Origin of the sequence: Serratia sp. ASV30 (genome assembly GCF_016428815.1) — a bacterium.
GTDB classification, from domain to species: domain Bacteria; phylum Pseudomonadota; class Gammaproteobacteria; order Enterobacterales; family Enterobacteriaceae; genus Chania; species Chania fonticola_C.
Window position 1 is genome coordinate 84,412 of sequence record NZ_JAELTL010000014.1, and the last position, 17,004, is coordinate 101,415.

Annotated in this window: 16 protein-coding genes; 3 read left to right on the forward strand and 13 right to left on the reverse strand. The window is 52.8% G+C overall.

Annotated features, from left to right (window positions below):
• Positions 1-9 precede the first annotated feature (9 nt).
• The 3 genes from JHD74_RS08850 to yfbV all read right to left on the reverse strand — a co-directional run bounded on the left by JHD74_RS08850 (position 10) and on the right by yfbV (position 1,827).
• Positions 10-666, reverse strand: coding sequence for a sugar phosphatase (locus tag JHD74_RS08850; protein ID WP_024529586.1), 657 nt, complete (start codon positions 664-666; stop codon positions 10-12).
• 21 nt (positions 667-687) lie between these two features.
• Positions 688-1,182 carry a YfbU family protein gene (locus JHD74_RS08855; RefSeq protein ID WP_021178532.1) on the reverse strand — a complete coding sequence of 165 codons (495 nt, stop codon included), beginning with the start codon at positions 1,180-1,182 and terminating at the stop codon, positions 688-690.
• A 189-nt stretch (positions 1,183-1,371) separates the two neighbouring features.
• Entirely contained in the window at positions 1,372-1,827 is a 456-nt protein-coding gene (gene yfbV / locus JHD74_RS08860; RefSeq protein WP_024485138.1) for a terminus macrodomain insulation protein YfbV, read from the reverse strand.
• A gap of 403 nt (positions 1,828-2,230) precedes the next feature.
• On the opposite strand from yfbV, the gene ackA reads away from it, so the two are divergent.
• Positions 2,231-3,433, forward strand: coding sequence for an acetate kinase (ackA, locus tag JHD74_RS08865; RefSeq protein ID WP_199062430.1), 1,203 nt, complete (start codon positions 2,231-2,233; stop codon positions 3,431-3,433).
• A 101-nt stretch (positions 3,434-3,534) separates the two neighbouring features.
• Positions 3,535-5,694, forward strand: a complete 2,160-nt coding sequence (pta, locus tag JHD74_RS08870) for a phosphate acetyltransferase (protein WP_024529584.1) — start codon at positions 3,535-3,537, stop codon at positions 5,692-5,694.
• A gap of 269 nt (positions 5,695-5,963) precedes the next feature.
• On the opposite strand, the gene JHD74_RS08875 is transcribed toward pta, so the two are convergent.
• From JHD74_RS08875 to JHD74_RS08895, 5 genes are all read right to left on the reverse strand, one after another.
• Positions 5,964-6,926: a transketolase family protein gene (locus JHD74_RS08875; protein WP_199062432.1), complete on the reverse strand. Its 963-nt coding sequence runs from the start codon at positions 6,924-6,926 to the stop codon at positions 5,964-5,966.
• Positions 6,919-7,755: a transketolase gene (locus JHD74_RS08880; protein WP_024530684.1), complete on the reverse strand. Its 837-nt coding sequence runs from the start codon at positions 7,753-7,755 to the stop codon at positions 6,919-6,921. The genes JHD74_RS08875 and JHD74_RS08880 overlap by 8 nt, the downstream gene beginning before the upstream one ends.
• Positions 7,752-9,134 (reverse strand): PTS ascorbate transporter subunit IIC, encoded by a 1,383-nt coding sequence (locus tag JHD74_RS08885; RefSeq protein ID WP_024530683.1) that lies wholly within the window; start codon positions 9,132-9,134, stop codon positions 7,752-7,754. The genes JHD74_RS08880 and JHD74_RS08885 overlap by 4 nt, the downstream gene beginning before the upstream one ends.
• Positions 9,135-9,157: 23 nt before the next feature.
• Entirely contained in the window at positions 9,158-9,439 is a 282-nt protein-coding gene (locus JHD74_RS08890; RefSeq protein WP_024530682.1) for a PTS sugar transporter subunit IIB, read from the reverse strand.
• A gap of 97 nt (positions 9,440-9,536) precedes the next feature.
• Positions 9,537-9,980: a PTS sugar transporter subunit IIA gene (locus JHD74_RS08895; protein WP_024530681.1), complete on the reverse strand. Its 444-nt coding sequence runs from the start codon at positions 9,978-9,980 to the stop codon at positions 9,537-9,539.
• A gap of 375 nt (positions 9,981-10,355) precedes the next feature.
• On the opposite strand from JHD74_RS08895, the gene JHD74_RS08900 reads away from it, so the two are divergent.
• Positions 10,356-11,375 (forward strand): LacI family DNA-binding transcriptional regulator, encoded by a 1,020-nt coding sequence (locus JHD74_RS08900; RefSeq protein WP_024530680.1) that lies wholly within the window; start codon positions 10,356-10,358, stop codon positions 11,373-11,375.
• Between the two features lie 57 nt (positions 11,376-11,432).
• Here the strand turns inward: JHD74_RS08900 and JHD74_RS08905 are convergent, their stop codons facing one another.
• The 5 genes from JHD74_RS08905 to JHD74_RS08925 all read right to left on the reverse strand — a co-directional run bounded on the left by JHD74_RS08905 (position 11,433) and on the right by JHD74_RS08925 (position 16,707).
• Positions 11,433-12,125, reverse strand: coding sequence for an oligogalacturonate-specific porin KdgM family protein (locus JHD74_RS08905; protein WP_024530679.1), 693 nt, complete (start codon positions 12,123-12,125; stop codon positions 11,433-11,435).
• Positions 12,126-12,463: 338 nt separating this feature from the next.
• Complete coding sequence (locus tag JHD74_RS08910; RefSeq protein WP_024530678.1) at positions 12,464-13,753, reverse strand: ABC transporter substrate-binding protein; 1,290 nt, start codon at positions 13,751-13,753, stop codon at positions 12,464-12,466.
• A gap of 15 nt (positions 13,754-13,768) precedes the next feature.
• Positions 13,769-14,896: an ABC transporter ATP-binding protein gene (locus JHD74_RS08915; RefSeq protein WP_024530677.1), complete on the reverse strand. Its 1,128-nt coding sequence runs from the start codon at positions 14,894-14,896 to the stop codon at positions 13,769-13,771.
• A 13-nt stretch (positions 14,897-14,909) separates the two neighbouring features.
• Positions 14,910-15,824 carry a carbohydrate ABC transporter permease gene (locus tag JHD74_RS08920; RefSeq protein ID WP_024485192.1) on the reverse strand — a complete coding sequence of 305 codons (915 nt, stop codon included), beginning with the start codon at positions 15,822-15,824 and terminating at the stop codon, positions 14,910-14,912.
• Positions 15,817-16,707, reverse strand: coding sequence for a carbohydrate ABC transporter permease (locus JHD74_RS08925; RefSeq protein ID WP_024530676.1), 891 nt, complete (start codon positions 16,705-16,707; stop codon positions 15,817-15,819). Before JHD74_RS08925 ends, JHD74_RS08920 begins: the two co-directional genes overlap by 8 nt.
• Positions 16,708-17,004 lie beyond the last annotated feature (297 nt).

Genomic DNA, 17,004 nt, shown 5'->3' on the forward strand with positions numbered 1-17,004 from the left:
AAGTGCAGATTAAGCAATAAGTTCGATGATTGCACCCTGTTCGGACCTGGTTATCTTGAGCTGTTCCAAGGAGGAAAGGATCAGATCCACCTGGTTTAGTTTCGGTGCGTCTGCCGGTGCATTTACCGCAATCACCTGGCAGCCAGCTGCCAAACCGGAAAGGATCCCGGCTGGGGCATCTTCCACCACCACACAGTCCTGCGGTGCCAGCCCAAGGCCTTTTGCCCCTAACAGGTAGGCGTCTGGATACGGTTTACCTTGTTTGACCAACTCACAGGTGACAAACACTTCAGGAAGTGGCAACCCACCGGCAATACGGCGTGCGTTAGCTACTGGCACGGAACCCGAGGTGACAATCGCCCAAGGTATCCCCAACGCATTGATCTGCTCCAGCAAGGCCAATGCACCAGGCAGAGCGTTGACGCCGTCGGTATCCTCTGCTTCCACCTGCTCAAGCAGTTTGAACTCATGCTGTAGCTCAGCCTCGGTGGCATTCGGCATAAAGTGACGCAGCGAGGTGATCGCCTGTTTCCCGTGGATAAAGTCCAGCACCTGTTGCGGGCTGATGCCATGGCGTTCTGCCCAATGCGTCCAGGCTCGCTCTACTGCCGGTAATGAATCTACTAACGTTCCATCAAGATCGAACAGAAAACCCTTACACTCCACGGGAAACCCCTCTACGTTTAATCAGGCATTGATGATTTGCGCAATCTCGACGGCGCTCAAATGATACTGGCGTGGGCAGGATAGCCAGATACTCAGCATGCGCTGGTATTTTTCCCACATTTTGGTTTGGGCGTTAAACCCGTGGCTACCAGAATCGAAATGAGTATACCGCCCTTCCGTGTTCACCAGGAAACGCACATAGCTCAGGTAGCGTGCTTCGGTTGCAGCATCAAAACCAAGGAATGCCAGGCGACGCGCGTCCAGCCCCTGGCGATCCTTGAGGTTCTCCCAGGAAACCTGGAGCGCATGGTGCATTTCCATGATGTTGATGATGGTGCGGCACACTTCTTCGCTCATCTCACCAAAATCACGATCCAGCTCGCGCATTTGCAAACCAAAACCGCGCTCGATGATCGTCTGCAAGCGGCGGTAGCGCTCTGCATTGTCCGGATCGAGCATGGTCATCATCTTGTATTGATTCGACAAAATCAGCCGTTGGGCGTGAGTCATTTCCATTTCATTGTCCTCAGTTCTGCAAATTAACCAGAGCATCGCATGACTTCAGTATGGCGTGGAATCACAACTAAACCTTTCTTTGATTTGAACCGGGATATTGGTCAAATGTGGGGCGTAGCCAGACATGATCAGGGCACGAATTTGCGGCATAAAGCAAGCAAGGCCGGTGAGTCCCCGGCCCAGTAGCGCTTAAAGATCGTCGAGGAAGGTTTTGTCCAACTGCTTGAAGGCACGTTTCAGCACGTCCGCCAGCGCCTGGTAGGTTGGCGTCCCTTCAACGGGGGCAATCGCCTGCCCGGCTTCCGCCAGCTTGTTACGGACCTCATGGAACCATTGCAGCAAGGTTGGCGGCAACGGCGTCACGGAACGACGGCCCAACCACCACAGCCCCTGCATCGGCAGGCTACAGGCGAACAAAGCAGTAGCGATCGCCGGGCCAAGCTGACCGCCGAGCGCGATCTGCCAGGTCAGGGTAAAAATCGCCAACGGGGGCATAAAGCGAACGGCAAAGCGGGTAGCGCGCGCCACGCGGTTCTCAGGGAAAAGCGGTGCCAGCCGTTTGTCTGCTGGCCAGGTTTTCATGTAATGCTGCCCGCGCTGGAATATCTGAAACCAGCTTACGGAACCGGATGGTCTGCTCGTCATTGCGCACCTCAACTTCACGTATAAAAAATAAAATATTCTTGCAAACACACTAACAAAAAAGTTGAAGCTTTAAATTTATTTTGTGTTTGTGGCGGGCTATCGGTATCCTAAGCCGGCCATGTGCCGGTAGAAGATGACAGAAGATTTGTCAACTTTTAGCCCTATCTCCCTAATCCTGCCGTTGGCGGCCATGTGGGGCTAGGAAACGGTAAAAATCAGGATCGCTTAAACCGCAGAGAAATCATCGGTTTTTTCATCATTGTGTCCTTTGTATCACTGACATGATGTTAATCATAAATGTCAACGGCATTATGCGCTACGCTTGTTGTCTGATTGACGTTTTATTCACCACGTGTTTTTGGGTCTTCCTTAATACCAACACGAACTATAAGTAGGTACTTCCATGTCGAGTAAGCTAGTACTGGTCCTTAACTGCGGCAGTTCTTCCCTGAAATTCGCCATCATCGATGCAGCCAACGGTGAAGAATACCTCTCTGGCCTGGCCGAGTGCTTCCATCTTCCTGAAGCCCGTATCAAATGGAAAATGGATGGCAGTAAACAAGAAGCGGCACTGGGTGCCGGTGCAGCGCACAGCGAAGCGCTGAACTTCATTGTTAATACTATTCTGGCACAAAAACCAGAGCTTTCTGCCCAGTTGACCGCTATCGGCCACCGCATCGTGCACGGCGGCGAGAAGTTCACGGCTTCTGCCGTCATCAACGACGAAGTCCTGCAGGGTATCAAAGATTCGGTACCTTTTGCACCACTGCATAACCCGGCTCACCTGATCGGTATTGCTGAAGCGTTGAAATCCTTCCCTAATCTGGCTGATAAAAACGTTGCCGTGTTTGACACCGCGTTCCATCAGACCATGCCGGAAGAGTCCTATCTGTATGCCCTGCCGTACTGCCTGTACCGCGACCATGGCGTTCGTCGCTACGGCGCACACGGCACCAGCCACTTCTATGTGACGCAAGAAGCCGCGAAGGCGCTGAACAAGCCGGTTGAAGAAGTTAACATCATCACCTGCCATCTGGGCAACGGAGGTTCCGTAACCGCAGTACGCAACGGTAAGTGTGTTGATACTTCCATGGGTCTGACCCCGCTGGAAGGTCTGGTAATGGGTACCCGCAGTGGTGACATCGATCCAGCCATCATCTTCCATCTGCACGACGCCATGGGCATGAGCGTTGACCAGATCAACAAGATGCTGACCAAAGAGTCTGGCCTGCTGGGCCTGACTGAAGTCACCAGCGACTGCCGTTACGTTGAAGACAACTATGACACCAAGGCTGATGCCAAGCGCGCCATGGACGTCTTCTGCCACCGTCTGGCCAAGTACATTGGTGCCTATAGCGCCCTGATGGAAGGCCGTCTGGATGCCGTGATCTTCACCGGTGGTATCGGTGAGAACGCCGCGATGGTACGTGAGCTGACCCTTGACAAACTGGGCCTGCTGGGCTTTGAAATCGATCATGAACGCAACCTGGCTGCCCGCTTCGGCAAATCAGGCAACATCACCAAAGACGGCAGCCGTCCGGCACTGGTGATCCCGACCAACGAAGAATTGGTCATCGCGCAAGACGCTTCCCGTCTGACCGCTTAATGCTCTCCACACCGTCAGCCCAGGCTGGCGGTGTTGTTTTGAGCCTGTCATCTTTGTCTGCGCCCCCGTTGCAGGCAGAAAACCGTGAAGAGGACTATTCTGTGTCACGTACAATTATGTTGATCCCCACAGGCACCAGCGTCGGTCTGACCAGCGTCAGCCTGGGTGTCATCCGCTCCATGGAGCAAAAAGGCGTTCGCCTGAGCGTGTTCAAACCTATTGCCCAACCGCGTACCGGCGGCGATTCCCTCGACCAGACCACCACCATCATCCGCAGCAACTCGACCATTCCGGCGGCCGAACCCCTGCGTATGAGCTACGTTGAGGGCCTGTTGAGCTCCAACCAGCAGGACGTGCTGATGGAAGAGATCGTGGCCCGTTACCACGAAAACACCAAAGACGCAGAAGTGGTGCTGATCGAAGGCCTGGTGCCTACCCGTAAGCATCAGTTCGCCAACTCGCTGAACTACGAGATCGCCAAAACGCTGAACGCAGAGATCGTCTTTGTGCTGGCACTGGGCAACGATTCTCCAGCCCAGTTGACCGAGCGCATCGAACTGGCTCGCTCCAGCTTCGGCGGCAGCAAGAACAAAAACATTACCGGCGTGATCATCAACAAGCTGAACGCTCCGGTGGACGATCAGGGCCGTACTCGCCCAGACCTGTCCGAAATCTTTGACGATTCCACCAAGGCCAGCGTAGCCAACGTCGATCCTGCACAGCTGTTCGCCAACAGCCCGCTGCCGGTGTTGGGTTGCGTACCGTGGAGCTTCGAACTGATCGCTACCCGTGCCATTGATATGGCCCGCCACCTGAAGGCGCGAGTGATCAACGAAGGCGACATCATGACCCGCCGGGTAAAATCTGTGACCTTCTGTGCGCGCAGCATTCCGCACATGCTGGAACACTTCCGCCCAGGTTCCCTGTTAGTCACTTCTGCCGACCGTCCGGACGTGCTGGTTTCAGCCTGCCTGGCCGCGATGAACGGCGTGGAAATTGGTGCCATCCTGTTGACCGGCGGCTACGAGATCGATGCCTCCATCAACAAGCTGTGTGAGCGCGCCTTTGAAACCGGCCTGCCGGTGTTCATGGTTGACACCAACACCTGGCAGACCTCGCTGAGCCTGCAAAGCTTCAACCTCGAAGTGCCTTCAGACGACCATCAGCGTATTGAGAAAGTACAGAACTACGTGGCCAGCCACATCAACGCCGAATGGATCGAGTCCCTGACCGCCACTTCTGAGCGTTCACGTCGTCTGTCCCCACCGGCGTTCCGTTATGAGCTGACCGAGCTGGCACGCAAAGCGGGTAAACGCATCGTGCTGCCGGAAGGCGACGAGCCACGCACCGTGAAAGCGGCGGCCATCTGTGCCGAACGTGGTATCGCGGAATGTGTGCTGCTGGGTAATCCGGAAGAGATCAAACGCGTTGCCGCCGCGCAGGGCGTTGAGCTGGGTAAAGGCATCGAGATCGTCGATCCGGTCGCCGTGCGTGAACTCTATGTGCCGCGTCTGGTTGAGCTGCGCAAGAGCAAGGGCATGACCGAAGTGGTTGCGCGTGAGCAGTTGGAAGACAACGTGGTTCTCGGCACCCTGATGCTGGAGAAAGGCGAAGTTGACGGCCTGGTTTCCGGTGCCGTTCACACCACCGCCAATACCATCCGCCCACCGTTGCAGTTGATCAAAACCGCACCGGGCAGTTCCCTGGTTTCCTCCGTGTTCTTCATGCTGCTGCCTGACCAGGTTCTGGTCTACGGTGACTGCGCGATCAACCCGGATCCAACCGCTGAACAGCTGTCTGAAATCGCCATTCAGTCTGCCGATTCCGCAGCCGCATTCGGTATCGAACCACGCGTAGCGATGATCTCTTACTCTACCGGTAATTCCGGTGCAGGTAGCGACGTTGAGAAAGTGCGTGAAGCGACCCGTCTGGCACAGGAAAAACGCCCGGATCTGATCATCGATGGCCCACTGCAATATGACGCAGCGATCATGGCCGACGTGGCCAAATCCAAAGCGCCTAATTCGCCAGTAGCCGGTCAGGCGACCGTGTTCATCTTCCCGGACCTGAACACCGGTAACACCACTTATAAAGCGGTGCAGCGTTCTGCTGACCTGGTATCTATCGGGCCAATGCTGCAAGGCATGCGCAAGCCGGTGAACGACCTGTCCCGTGGTGCTCTGGTTGACGACATCGTCTATACCGTAGCCCTGACGGCGATCCAGTCGGCTCAGGCTGATGCACAGGCAGCTAAAGCCTGATGAGACAAAGGTGCCACTACGGCACCTTTAGACTCTGGTAATACCCATAACGGCCTGGTGATCATCACCGGGCCGTTTTATTTTTGGCGTCAACAAAGAGTAAGCAATGCACCTCCTGATGCCTCTCACCCTAACCCTCTCCCACAGGGAGAGGGGACCGATCGAGTGGATCTGAAAATTCGGTGGCTCACCTTGGATGAGGGGGCGGTCGAATTTGTTGAAATGACCTATTTACTTCCAGCAGAGCGCCGCCTATCAGTTCCCTCTCCCTATGGGAGGACCAATAGCTCATCCGCAGCCGCTACAATATGCGCCGCCGTCAGGCCATATTCCTGCTGCAAGAACTCCTGCGTACCCACTTGCCCATAGCGGCCTTTCACTCCCACCCGCCGCATCGGTACCGGGCACTCTTCCACCAGTACCTCCGCCACTGCCGAACCAAGTCCGTTATGAATGCTGTGGTTCTCGCAGGTGACGATCCTGCCGGTTTTCGCCGCAAAGGTTTTGATGATTTCACGATCGATAGGCTTGAGCGTAAACATGTCTATCACCGCCGCGCTAATGCCACGCTGTTGCAGCTCCTGCGCCGCCTGCAACGCTTCGGCGACCATAATGCCGTTGGCGATCAGCGTAATATCACTGCCGTCACGCAGCAAATTAGCCTTACCGATGGTGAAACGATAGCCTGCGGGATAAATTCGTGTCGCCTGCTTACGGATGGTTCGCACCCAGTAGAAGCCTTGCAACTTCACCAGTTGCTGCAAAATATCCTGGAACATGGTGGCATCGGTCACTTCCAGCACCACCGAATTCGCCAGGCCGCGCACGATCCCCATGTCTTCAAACGACATATGCGTGCCCCCGTTATGGCAGGCGCTGACCCCGGCATCGGAAGCGATCACCTTAACGTTGTTGCGCTGATAGTCCAACGACATAAACAGCTGATCGAAACAGCGGCGGCTGGCAAAAGCGGTGAAGGTGTGAACAAATGGCACTCGTCCGCTCAGTGACAAACCGGCGGCCACGCCAATCACATTGGCCTCCATGATGCCGCAGTTGATAACCCGCTCTGGGTGATCCTTATGTACGCCATCCATCGCCATCGAACTCATCAGATCGGCCTCCAAGGCGATCACTGGCGTATCGGCCTCGGCCTGTTGACGGATCACGCTGGCGTACACCTTGCGCATTTCTACGGCGTCTTTTTCCAACGGCATTTCCAGGTTAAACATAGGCGGCCTCCAGCTCGGCAATGGCCTTTTCGATTTCGCTGCGAACATCTGGCGTTAAGCGCAGATGATGTGAGTTTTTCAGGTTCTCCAGGTAAGCCACCCCCTGCCCCTTGAGGCTATCGAGGATCACCACCAATGGCCGTTGCTCTCCACTACGTTCCGGCAATACGGCATCTCGGATCGCCGCAATGTCATCCCCACGAACGGTTTGCACCTCAAAACCAAAAGCGCGGAATTTACCGGCCAGATCGAAGGGTTTGATCACCTCATCCAGCGCGCCGTCCAACTGCTGTTTGTTGTAATCAATAAACAGCGTCAGATTATGCAGGTTATGGTGGGCGATAAACTGGAACGCTTCCCAGCATTGGCCTTCGTTCAATTCACCGTCCCCCAGGATGCAGAATACCCGGTTGCTGCGCTTTGCCAGTTGGTGTGCAAGCGCCATACCGGCAGCGATAGAGACCCCTTGCCCGAGCGAACCGGTGGTGGCATCTACCCCACGGGTGAGCAAACGGTCTGGGTGGCTCGGCAACCGGGTGCCATTCTGGTTGAGCGTTTGCAGCTGTTCCAATGGGAAATAGCCCTTAAGCGCCAGCACGCTATACAGCGCCGGGCCTGCATGGCCTTTCGACAGCACGAAATAATCGCGCTCAGGCCAATCCGGGTCACCCGGATCGATACGCATCACTTCGCCGTACAGCACCGCCAGCGTTTCAACCACCGACATACAGCCACCATAATGGCCAAATCCCAGTCCAGTGAGTGCCTTCAGCGTTTCCAGACGGATTGCCCCGGCCAATTGCGTCAAATCAGTCACGGTGTTGCTCATGAGCTTTCCTCCTTATTTTTGGCTGGGGCATCTTTGCGTTTCCCCAAGAAGTTATGTGCGACCAGCAAGCCAAAGATGGCGACGATCGCGACCATGATCATTTCTTTGGTCAGGAAGCGCGCCATATTGCCCAACACGATCCCCACCACACCGAAGTCCGTATCGGAGAAGGTGGTGTTGGCAAAACCCAGCGCGCCCAGTACCGGCAACAACAGCACCGGCAGGAAGGTAATCAACAGACCGTTGGCAAATGCCCCCAGCATGGCACCGCGCCGCCCGCCGGTCGCATTGCCGAACACCCCGGCAGTGGCCCCGGTGAAGAAGTGCGGCACCACGCCCGGCAGGATCAGCACCATCTTCATTTGGCCGAGCAAGAACAGACCGGCCAAGCCCCCCAGGAAGCTGAACAGGAAACCAATCAACACCGCATTAGGGGCGTAGGGATAGACCACCGGGCAGTCCAGCGCCGGGCGGGCATTAGGGACCAGTTTTTCCGAAAAGCCGGTAAAGGCCGGGACGATCTCGGCCAGGATCAGGCGCACCCCTTGCAGAATGATGAATACCCCGGCGGCAAAAGTGATCGCCTGAATAATCGAGTACACCAGGTAGTTCTGCCCGCCACTCAATTGGCTTTCGACGTAATCCTGGCCCGCGCAGATAGCCAGGATCAGGTAGATCACGATCATGGTCATCGAGATGGAAATCGAGCTGTCACGTAGGAAGCTGAGGTTTTTAGGTAAATTCATCTCCTCGGTGGAACGCGAGTTTTTCCCCACCTTGGAGCCGATCCAGCCGGAAAGGACATAGCCCAAGGTACCGAAATGGCCAAAGGCAATGTCGTCGTTACCGGTAATGCGGCGCATATAGCGCTGGGCGATCGCCGGGAAGAACGCCATCACCAAGCCCAGAGTCAACGCTCCGGTGAACACCAGCTGTACGCCCTCAAAACCGGCCACGGTGAGGATGATGCCGATCATACAGGCCATGTAGAAGGTGTGGTGTCCGGTCAGGAAGATGTATTTCAAGCGGGTAAAGCGGGCCACGATGATGTTGGCCACCATGCCAAACGCCATGATCAACGCGGTGGAGGCACCGTATTTCTCTAGTGAGATAGAGACAATGGCTTCGTTATTGGGAATAATTCCCTGAATATTGAACGCATGCTCAAACATGCCGCCCAATGGATTCAGCGAGCCGACTAATACCGTCGCCCCACCGCCCAACACAATAAAGCCCAGAATGGTTTTAACCGTACCTTTGACTACGTCAGAAAAAGATTTCTTTTGTGCCAATAAGCCAATCAAGGCAATCACCCCGACCAATACCGCCGGGACCTTTAATATATCAACCACAAACCTGAGCGTTTCCTGGATAAACATATCCACCTCGCCAATGGGTTAGATTAAATAATGGAGTGAGCTGCGAAGTAAGCACGCAGCTTGGCTTCAAGCTCATTAATATCAATAATATTGCTGATCACCACCAACTGGTCGGCAGGCACGCTGGCGCTAGCGGCAATATCTTTTGCCATCACGAAGATATCTGCCGCCCCCGGCGTTGCCGAGGAAAGGTCAGAGTGTTCAACCTCCGCCTCAATATTCATTTTCTTCAGCACTTTCTTGATGTTCATTTCCACCATAAAGCTGCTGCCTAATCCTGAGCCACAAATAGCCATGATTTTCATAATTATTACCTGCCAAATTTTATGTGTGGGATAGCGTCACCCGATATCTATCGGATGCTGAGTATTATCAAAAGTTGCGAGTAAAACCGGTTAGAGATTAATAATTGGCGATAACATCCTCAATTTGCCGTTTGGTTTGCGCCAGGAACAGTTTCTCCATGGCTTCGCTATCAGAAAATAACTCGGCCAGCTGCGAGATCATTTCAATGTGGCTACTGCTATCTGGAGCGGAAAGCATCACCACGATGAAGACCGGGTCGTTATCTTCTGACTGAAAATGCACGCCCTGATTTATCTTCAATAGTGAAAGACCGAGCGCTTTGGCGCCCTCCTCCGGCCTGGCATGGGGCATCGCGATACCAGGTGCCAACACGAAATAGGGCCCCAGCGCCTGATGTTGGCGAAATATGGCCGTCAGGTAATCGGCGGTGATCACTCCGCGCTGCAGCAGCGGCTGGGCGCTAAGCGTGACCGCCTCCTGCCAGTCGCTAACCTGATCGCACAGTTGAATGTGGTCGGCGTTCAGCCAGTCGTTGAGCACATCTCCTCCTTATGGGTATTTCCCTTAAGCCGCCAGAGTTTCCGACCCCTAACGGGACGAAATCTGTTGGCTATGGATCGTTTGATGGCGCGTGGCCGTCATGCAATAGCCCGGCGACGGTAAAACTTTAATCAACGTGCTGGGGTTAAACTGTGATTAAACGCACAAAGATAGCGCTACCAAAAATCAATCATCCAGATCTGTGATAGCGCTATCAAAACTATCGCGGACGAAACCCGGCGGCTTAGTTTTTTTATCGATCACCTGAGGAACGGGGTAGAATGGGTACAGAAGCGGGAACCACGAAGCCCAGTAATGGCTTTCAACCCATGAGCTCATTTATGCGTTATGCGCGCATTTCAGTCAGGATCAGCAATGTCGATCGGTAGAAAACGACGCAGTACCGGCCGGGTTACCCTGGCCGACGTGGCCCAATTGGCAGGCGTGGGCACCATGACCGTCTCGCGGGCGCTACGCACGCCGGAGCAGGTTTCAGATAAGCTGAGAGAAAAAATCGAGTCGGCGGTCAGTGAACTGGGTTACCTCCCCAACCTGGCGGCCAGCTCGTTAGCCTCGGCGTCTTCTTATACCATCGCCATGGTGGTGCCGAGTTTTTCCGAGTCCGGCTGTGCGGATATGTTTGCCGGGTTACAGCGGGTATTGCAACCGGCGGGTTACCAGATCATGCTGGCCGAGTCCCAACATCATATCGAGCGTGAAGAAACGTTGCTGGAAACCCTGCTCTCTTACAACCTGGCGGCGGCCGTGCTGTTAAGCATTGAACATTCTGAAAATACCCGTCAGGCATTAACCGCCGCCAATATTCCGGTGGTGGAGATTGGGGCAATCCGCACCGACCCGATCGACATCAATATCGGCATTGATTACGTCGCAGCCATGTATCAACTCACTCAAACCTTAATTGCCAGCGGGTATCAAAATATTGGCCTGCTGTGCGCCAATCAGGAGCAGTGGATTTTCCAACAGCATCTGCAAGGCTGGCACAAAGCGCTACTGCAAAACCACATGTCCCCTCATCGGGTGATTAATGCCGCGCAACCCGCCAGCTTCAGCCTCGGCGCCCAGCAATTGCCGGAGTTTTTACTGGCCTGGCCGGAGTTGGATGCCTTGGTCTGTGCGTCTGATGAACTGGCCTGTGGCGCGCTGTATGAATGCCAGCGGCGGAGGATCAAGGTGCCGGAGCAGTTGGCTATCGTGGGGTTTGGCAACAGCGAGGTCAGCCAGGTCTGCCAGCCACCGCTGACGACCATGACCGTGCCGCATAAGGAGATTGGTATCCAGGCAGGTAAGGCATTGTTGGCACGCTTGAACGATCAGCCCTGGCAACCAGAAGGTTCGATCCCTTCAACCCTGTGCCGTCGTAGCAGTTGTTAACGATGACGATACCGGGAACCCGCCAATAAGGCGGTATTCCCGGTAACTTAACCACACTTACCAGCTATAAGAGACCCCAACACGGTAGCGCGTCTGGCGGTTATCATTTTTGCTATCTTGCTTCACGTTCCCGACTTCAACATAAGGCTTCCAGTTTTTATCCCATTTGTAAGCCAGTTTGACGTTATGTTCGTAATCGGTTTTACCGTCGTCAAAAATAACCTTGTTGCTGCTCTTATACACGTAGTTATATTCGGCCGACCAGTCTTTGTAGAAGTTATAACCTAACCAAAAATCACCACGGTTGGTTTTCTCATCCCCCTCTGATCCTTTGGAGGTGGTGCGCTTATATTCGTAGCGATATCTGCCCGCCACATAAATGTCTTTAGTAAAGTTATACTGCGCGCGCAGATAAGGGCGATAGCCGTTATTATTACTGTTGGACTCTAGCGAGAAGCCAGGCTGTAGAGTGATTGCATCAAATTTATGCTGATAGCTGACGACGGCTTCTGTCCCATTACTGACCTGCTCGTGGAAAGGTTTATCAGGCGTTGAGTCTGAAGGATCCTGACGCCATTTTGCTTCCAGAGAGAATCCCAGGCCGTTATCGAAACGATGCGAGACCAACATACGATTTTTATGATCGCCTTTGCCGGTATCCTGCCATTCATGGCGCAAATCGAGCGACATGGCCATTGCACTAAAGTTTGCTACAGAGGCTAACACCAGAGTCAATAATTTAAATTTCATTATTACTACCCTTATCATTAATTATAGAAAAGACATCCCCACTCTATTTAAGGGGATTATAGTGTTATTTAAAATACGTATTACTCAATAATGGAAATAGCGAACATTTAACTTAAAACAAACTTTATCTTTTTTGATGAATAAAGATTACCCAACATAAATAGTCGTACGTGATACCGCGCCACCTTAAGCCTCTGACAGATGGGCGCTATGCAGGTTAGCCGACCGTTGAGCGCATGGATGCGCGATTCGAGCCCCCAAGGACGGGTTCACGGCGTGCCGGCGTTCTGCATAGCTCCCAGCTGTATCACTAAAACTAACAGCTATTTAAGTAAGCCTTATCTCATTGCGCGTTTCAGAATACGGTCGCCCTGGCGCTGGAAATCTGTCGCGACTTCCTGAACCGTTTTCTTACCATAATCGATATTCTGAATGGCATCCTGGAACAGCACGACGATCTGCGGGTCATCAAAATACGGCGACGCAGTGATGGCATGCGGCAGTGACAGCGCCAGTTTCAACCCGGAAACTGCTGGATCGTTATCCTGGATCGCACCACTTTCGCGCAACTGGTTGACGGCCACTTTGCTCAGCGGTACGCCACGCTCCAGCTTCAGTGCCTCGACGCCTTCCTTACTGTTTAACAGGAAGTTAATCAACATTGCCGCTTCTTTTGGATGCTTGCTGCTTTTACCAATCGAGAACATTTGCGACGGTTTGAAGAACAATCCGGCATCCTTGGCTCCTGGCAACATCGGGTATGGCCCCAGTTCAAGCTTGGCCGGTGCCTTCAGGTTGTCGGAATATTTGTTGATGGTGGAGTTCCACATATAGGTTCCGCCCCACTCCCCCGCAATCCAGGGTTTCATCTCATACATATTGCTTTTGCCGAACGAAGCATAGTATTTCGATGACGGCATGACGTGGCTATCCACCATGTCTTTATACATCTGGAAAAAGTCGACCCATTGCGCTTCGCTGTAAGCAAACTTTTTCTTAGACTCGTCGATAATATCAACGTTATATTTTTGGATCATATACGAGCGCAACAAGGCAAAGGTATCCTGATGCTCTAACACCACCGGATAATATTTCTCGCCCAGTTTTTCGTTGAAAGTTTTACCGGCGGCGAGCAACTCATCCCAGTTATTGGGATATTGCACGCCCGCGTCTTTCCAGGTGACATCGTTATAATAGAAAACGCGCGCGGTCACTGAAATCGGAATGCCGTTCAGCTTGCCGTCAATCGTGGTAGTTTGCAGCTCTTTGGGATCAAACTGGGTCAGATCCAGATACTCACTCACCTTGTTCAGGTCATAGAACCCGGTGCCGGTTTTTGAAAAGATCGGCAGCCAGTTCCAGTTGGTTTGCATCACGTCCGGCTCGGTGCCCCCGGCAATCTGGGTGGTCAGACGTGAAAGGTGGCCGTCCCAGCCGGTATATTCCGATTTCACCTTGATATTCGGGTTCTGTTTCTCGAACGCTTCGATCGCTTTCAACGTAACCTGATGGCGGCCATTGCCTCCCCACCAGGACATACGTAAGTCAACCTGTTCAGCGGCAAAAGCCTGATGGGCAAATATCGCCATGGACGAGGCTACCAGAGTACGTAAGACTATTTTTTTCATTATTTACTACTCCTGTTAAAGAGAAATATTCTTTTCTGTTTTCGCATCAAAAATGTGGCATTTATCCATATCGAATTTGAAGTAAACCGGACGATGCAGCCCATTTTTCAGGATCGGTTTAACGTCATCGGAAGGAATACGGCAGGTCAGTTCAAAATCATTCACCTTCAGGTAAACAAAGAACTCATGGCCCATATTCTCGACGCGGACCAGTTCTCCTTCGGAGTGGTTGCCCTCAAACGGCGACTCTGAAATCGACACAAACTCAGGCCGCACGCCAAAGAACACGTCCTGCCCGACAAAGCTGGCGACCTTATCCTGTTGATACTGGCTGAGGGTCAAGGTGTAATTACCGACGGTAAGGCCGATTTTGCCGTCCTTCTCTACCAGCTTGCTCGGCTTGATGTTCATTTCTGGCGCGCCGATAAAGCCGGCGACAAACATGTTTTTCGGGAAGTGGTACAGGTTATCTGGCGTATCCACCTGCATGATATGGCCCAGCTTCATCACGCAGATACGGTCGCCCATGGTCATGGCTTCGGTCTGATCGTGGGTGACATAGACGGTGGTTGCCGGTTTGCCGCTCTTTTTCAGCTGCTTGTGCAAGTCGGAAATACGAATACGCATCGACGCACGCAGCTTGGCATCCAGGTTAGACAACGGTTCATCGAACAGGAACACGTCTGGTTTTTTCACAATTGCGCGGCCCACGGCCACACGCTGCGCCTGCCCACCAGAGAGTTGGCGTGGCAAACGATCCAACAGTTCTTCCAGCTCCAGGATCTTGGCGGCTTCGTTAACCTGCTCTTCAATCTGCTCTTTAGGCAGCTTGCTCAGCTTCAAACCAAACGCCAGATTGTCTTTTACCGTCATATGCGGATACAGCGCATAGTTCTGAAACACCATGGCAATACCACGGGATTTAGGGGCCAGGTTATTCACCACGCGGTCGCCAATGCGCACTTCGCCGCCGCTGATGGTCTCCAGCCCTGCCAGCATCCGCAGCGTGGTCGATTTGGCACAGCCGGAAGGGCCGACAATCACCATAAACTCGCCATCGGCAATGGTCAGATTGATGCCATGCACCGCCTTATAACCGTTGCTGTACACTTTCTGCAGATTGTTAAAAATGACTTCAGCCATGATAGATCCTCAATTAACCTTTAATTCCGCTGCTGGTAACGCCCTGCACAAAGTAGCGTTGGGCCAGGAAGAACACGATGATGGACGGCAGAATAGAGATGCTTGCCATAGCCAGGATTTCGTTCCACGGCGCACCTTCTGTCACGTCGATAGACATTTTCAACGCCAGCGCAATCGGGTACTTATCGACGCTGTAGACGTAGATCAACGGGCCAATAAAGTCATTCATCGACCACATAAACTGGAACAGAGCGACGGAGATAATCGCCGGTTTCAGGATCGGCACCACCACATACCACAGCACCTGGAACGAGTTGCAGCCATCAATCTGGGCCGCCTCTTCCATATCCCGTGGCACACCGCGCAGGAACTGGATCAACATAAAGACGAAGAACCCTTGGGTCGCAAATGCCAGCGGTAAATAGAGCGGCAGATAGCTGTCCAACATGCCCATTTCACGGAACATGATGTATTGCGGGATCAATAACACCGTGCTTGGCAGCAACATGGTGGTGATCAGCGTGGCAAACCAGAATTTCTTCCACGGGATCTCAAAGCGGGCAAAGCCGTAGGCCACAATGGTTGAAGAGATAATGGTTAATAACACCTTGGGGATCACAAACTTAAAGGTATTAAGCATGTAGTGACCAAAGTTATATTCCGTGCCGGTTTTCCAACCGTTGACGAAACCATCCGAGGTCGCATTGTCTGGCCACAGGCCCAGAGTGGTGAAGATCTCCTGGTTGGGTTTAAACGAGGCCGAGAACATCCACACCAGCGGATACAGCATCAACAATCCCACCAGCAGCAGCACAACGTAACGAATAGCGGCGCTGATTTTTTCCCGGCGCAATGTGCGCTGAACTTCACGCTCAGCGATTTCCTGCGCGCTGGACATGGGTAATTGGTTCTGTTGCATGTCAGCCATTTTTGCCACCCTTATCTGCCGAGTAGAAGACCCAATACTTCGATGATTTAAAGGCGATTGAGGCGAACAGGGCCACAACCAGGAACAGGATCCACGCCAATGCGGCACCGTAACCCATATCAAAATATTTAAAGGCGGTATCGTAGATATACAGTGAGAACAGATAGGTGTAATGGGTTGGCCCGCCCCCGGTAATCACATACGGAGCCGTAAACTCCTGGAACGCCTGCGTGGTCTGCATAATAAAGTTGAAGAAAATCACCGGCGTGATCAGCGGTACCGTGACCTTCATAAACATCTGCCACTTGGAAGCACCATCAATCATGGCCGCTTCATATTGTGACTGTGGCACGTTTTGCAGCGCCGCCAGGAAGATCACCATCGCAGAGCCGAACTGCCATACACGCAGCAACGTGACCGACATTAATGCCAGTGAAGGCTCTCCCAACCAGTTGACCGGATCCATCCCAAAGACACCGATAAAGCTGTTTAGCAGCCCGTCGATGGCAAACAAAGCACGCCATAGCACGGCGATAGCCACGCTGCTGCCCAGAATCGAAGGAACGTAATATGCGGTACGGAAAAAGCCGATGCCGCGTAGTTTGAAATTAAGAACAAAAGCGATACCTAACGCAAATGCCAATTTTAACGGGATGGTCAGAAACACATATGCAAAGGTGACGCCCATCGATTTCCAAAAAAGATGGTCTTCCATCAGCATATAACGATAGTTTTCTACCCCGTTAAACACCGGGGGATTCATCAGGTCATATTCCGTAAAGCTCAGCAAGAATGATGACACAAAGGGGAACGCCGTAAATATGATCAACCCTATTATATAAGGTGATATATAGGCTAACCCCAGCATTCTGTTTTCATTCATGGTTGTTACCCATAGCCATTTAAATAGAAAAAGAAATGAAATTAGTTAAGTAAAATTTAAGTACGATTAAACATTAGAAATGACAAGCCCGGCAGTCTGCCCAGGTTCAGCATCCTCCCCGTCGTGATAAATCGATAAATTTTTTCAGGCGATCGCTGGTCAATCTCAGCCAGTGATCTGCGGCCAATGTTCGCATTGTCACTATGCTTTCGGGTTGCTTGCTACAGTAGGATAATTCCATTTTCCGGTCTCCCAGATGATCCTGTCATCGACCAACCAACAAACTGAAACACTATT

Coding starts and splice junctions, on each gene's coding strand:
- JHD74_RS08915 (WP_024530677.1), bottom strand. CDS start 14,896: ATGGCTGAAGTCATTTTTAACAATCTGCAGAAAGTGTACAGCAACGGT.
- JHD74_RS08875 (WP_199062432.1), bottom strand. CDS start 6,926: ATGTTTAACCTGGAAATGCCGTTGGAAAAAGACGCCGTAGAAATGCGC.
- JHD74_RS08920 (WP_024485192.1), bottom strand. CDS start 15,824: ATGGCTGACATGCAACAGAACCAATTACCCATGTCCAGCGCGCAGGAA.
- yfbV (WP_024485138.1), bottom strand. CDS start 1,827: ATGACGAGCAGACCATCCGGTTCCGTAAGCTGGTTTCAGATATTCCAG.
- JHD74_RS08900 (WP_024530680.1), top strand. CDS start 10,356: ATGTCGATCGGTAGAAAACGACGCAGTACCGGCCGGGTTACCCTGGCC.
- ackA (WP_199062430.1), top strand. CDS start 2,231: ATGTCGAGTAAGCTAGTACTGGTCCTTAACTGCGGCAGTTCTTCCCTG.
- JHD74_RS08885 (WP_024530683.1), bottom strand. CDS start 9,134: ATGTTTATCCAGGAAACGCTCAGGTTTGTGGTTGATATATTAAAGGTC.
- JHD74_RS08855 (WP_021178532.1), bottom strand. CDS start 1,182: ATGGAAATGACTCACGCCCAACGGCTGATTTTGTCGAATCAATACAAG.
- JHD74_RS08910 (WP_024530678.1), bottom strand. CDS start 13,753: ATGAAAAAAATAGTCTTACGTACTCTGGTAGCCTCGTCCATGGCGATA.
- JHD74_RS08925 (WP_024530676.1), bottom strand. CDS start 16,707: ATGAATGAAAACAGAATGCTGGGGTTAGCCTATATATCACCTTATATA.
- JHD74_RS08905 (WP_024530679.1), bottom strand. CDS start 12,125: ATGAAATTTAAATTATTGACTCTGGTGTTAGCCTCTGTAGCAAACTTT.
- JHD74_RS08880 (WP_024530684.1), bottom strand. CDS start 7,755: ATGAGCAACACCGTGACTGATTTGACGCAATTGGCCGGGGCAATCCGT.
- JHD74_RS08890 (WP_024530682.1), bottom strand. CDS start 9,439: ATGAAAATCATGGCTATTTGTGGCTCAGGATTAGGCAGCAGCTTTATG.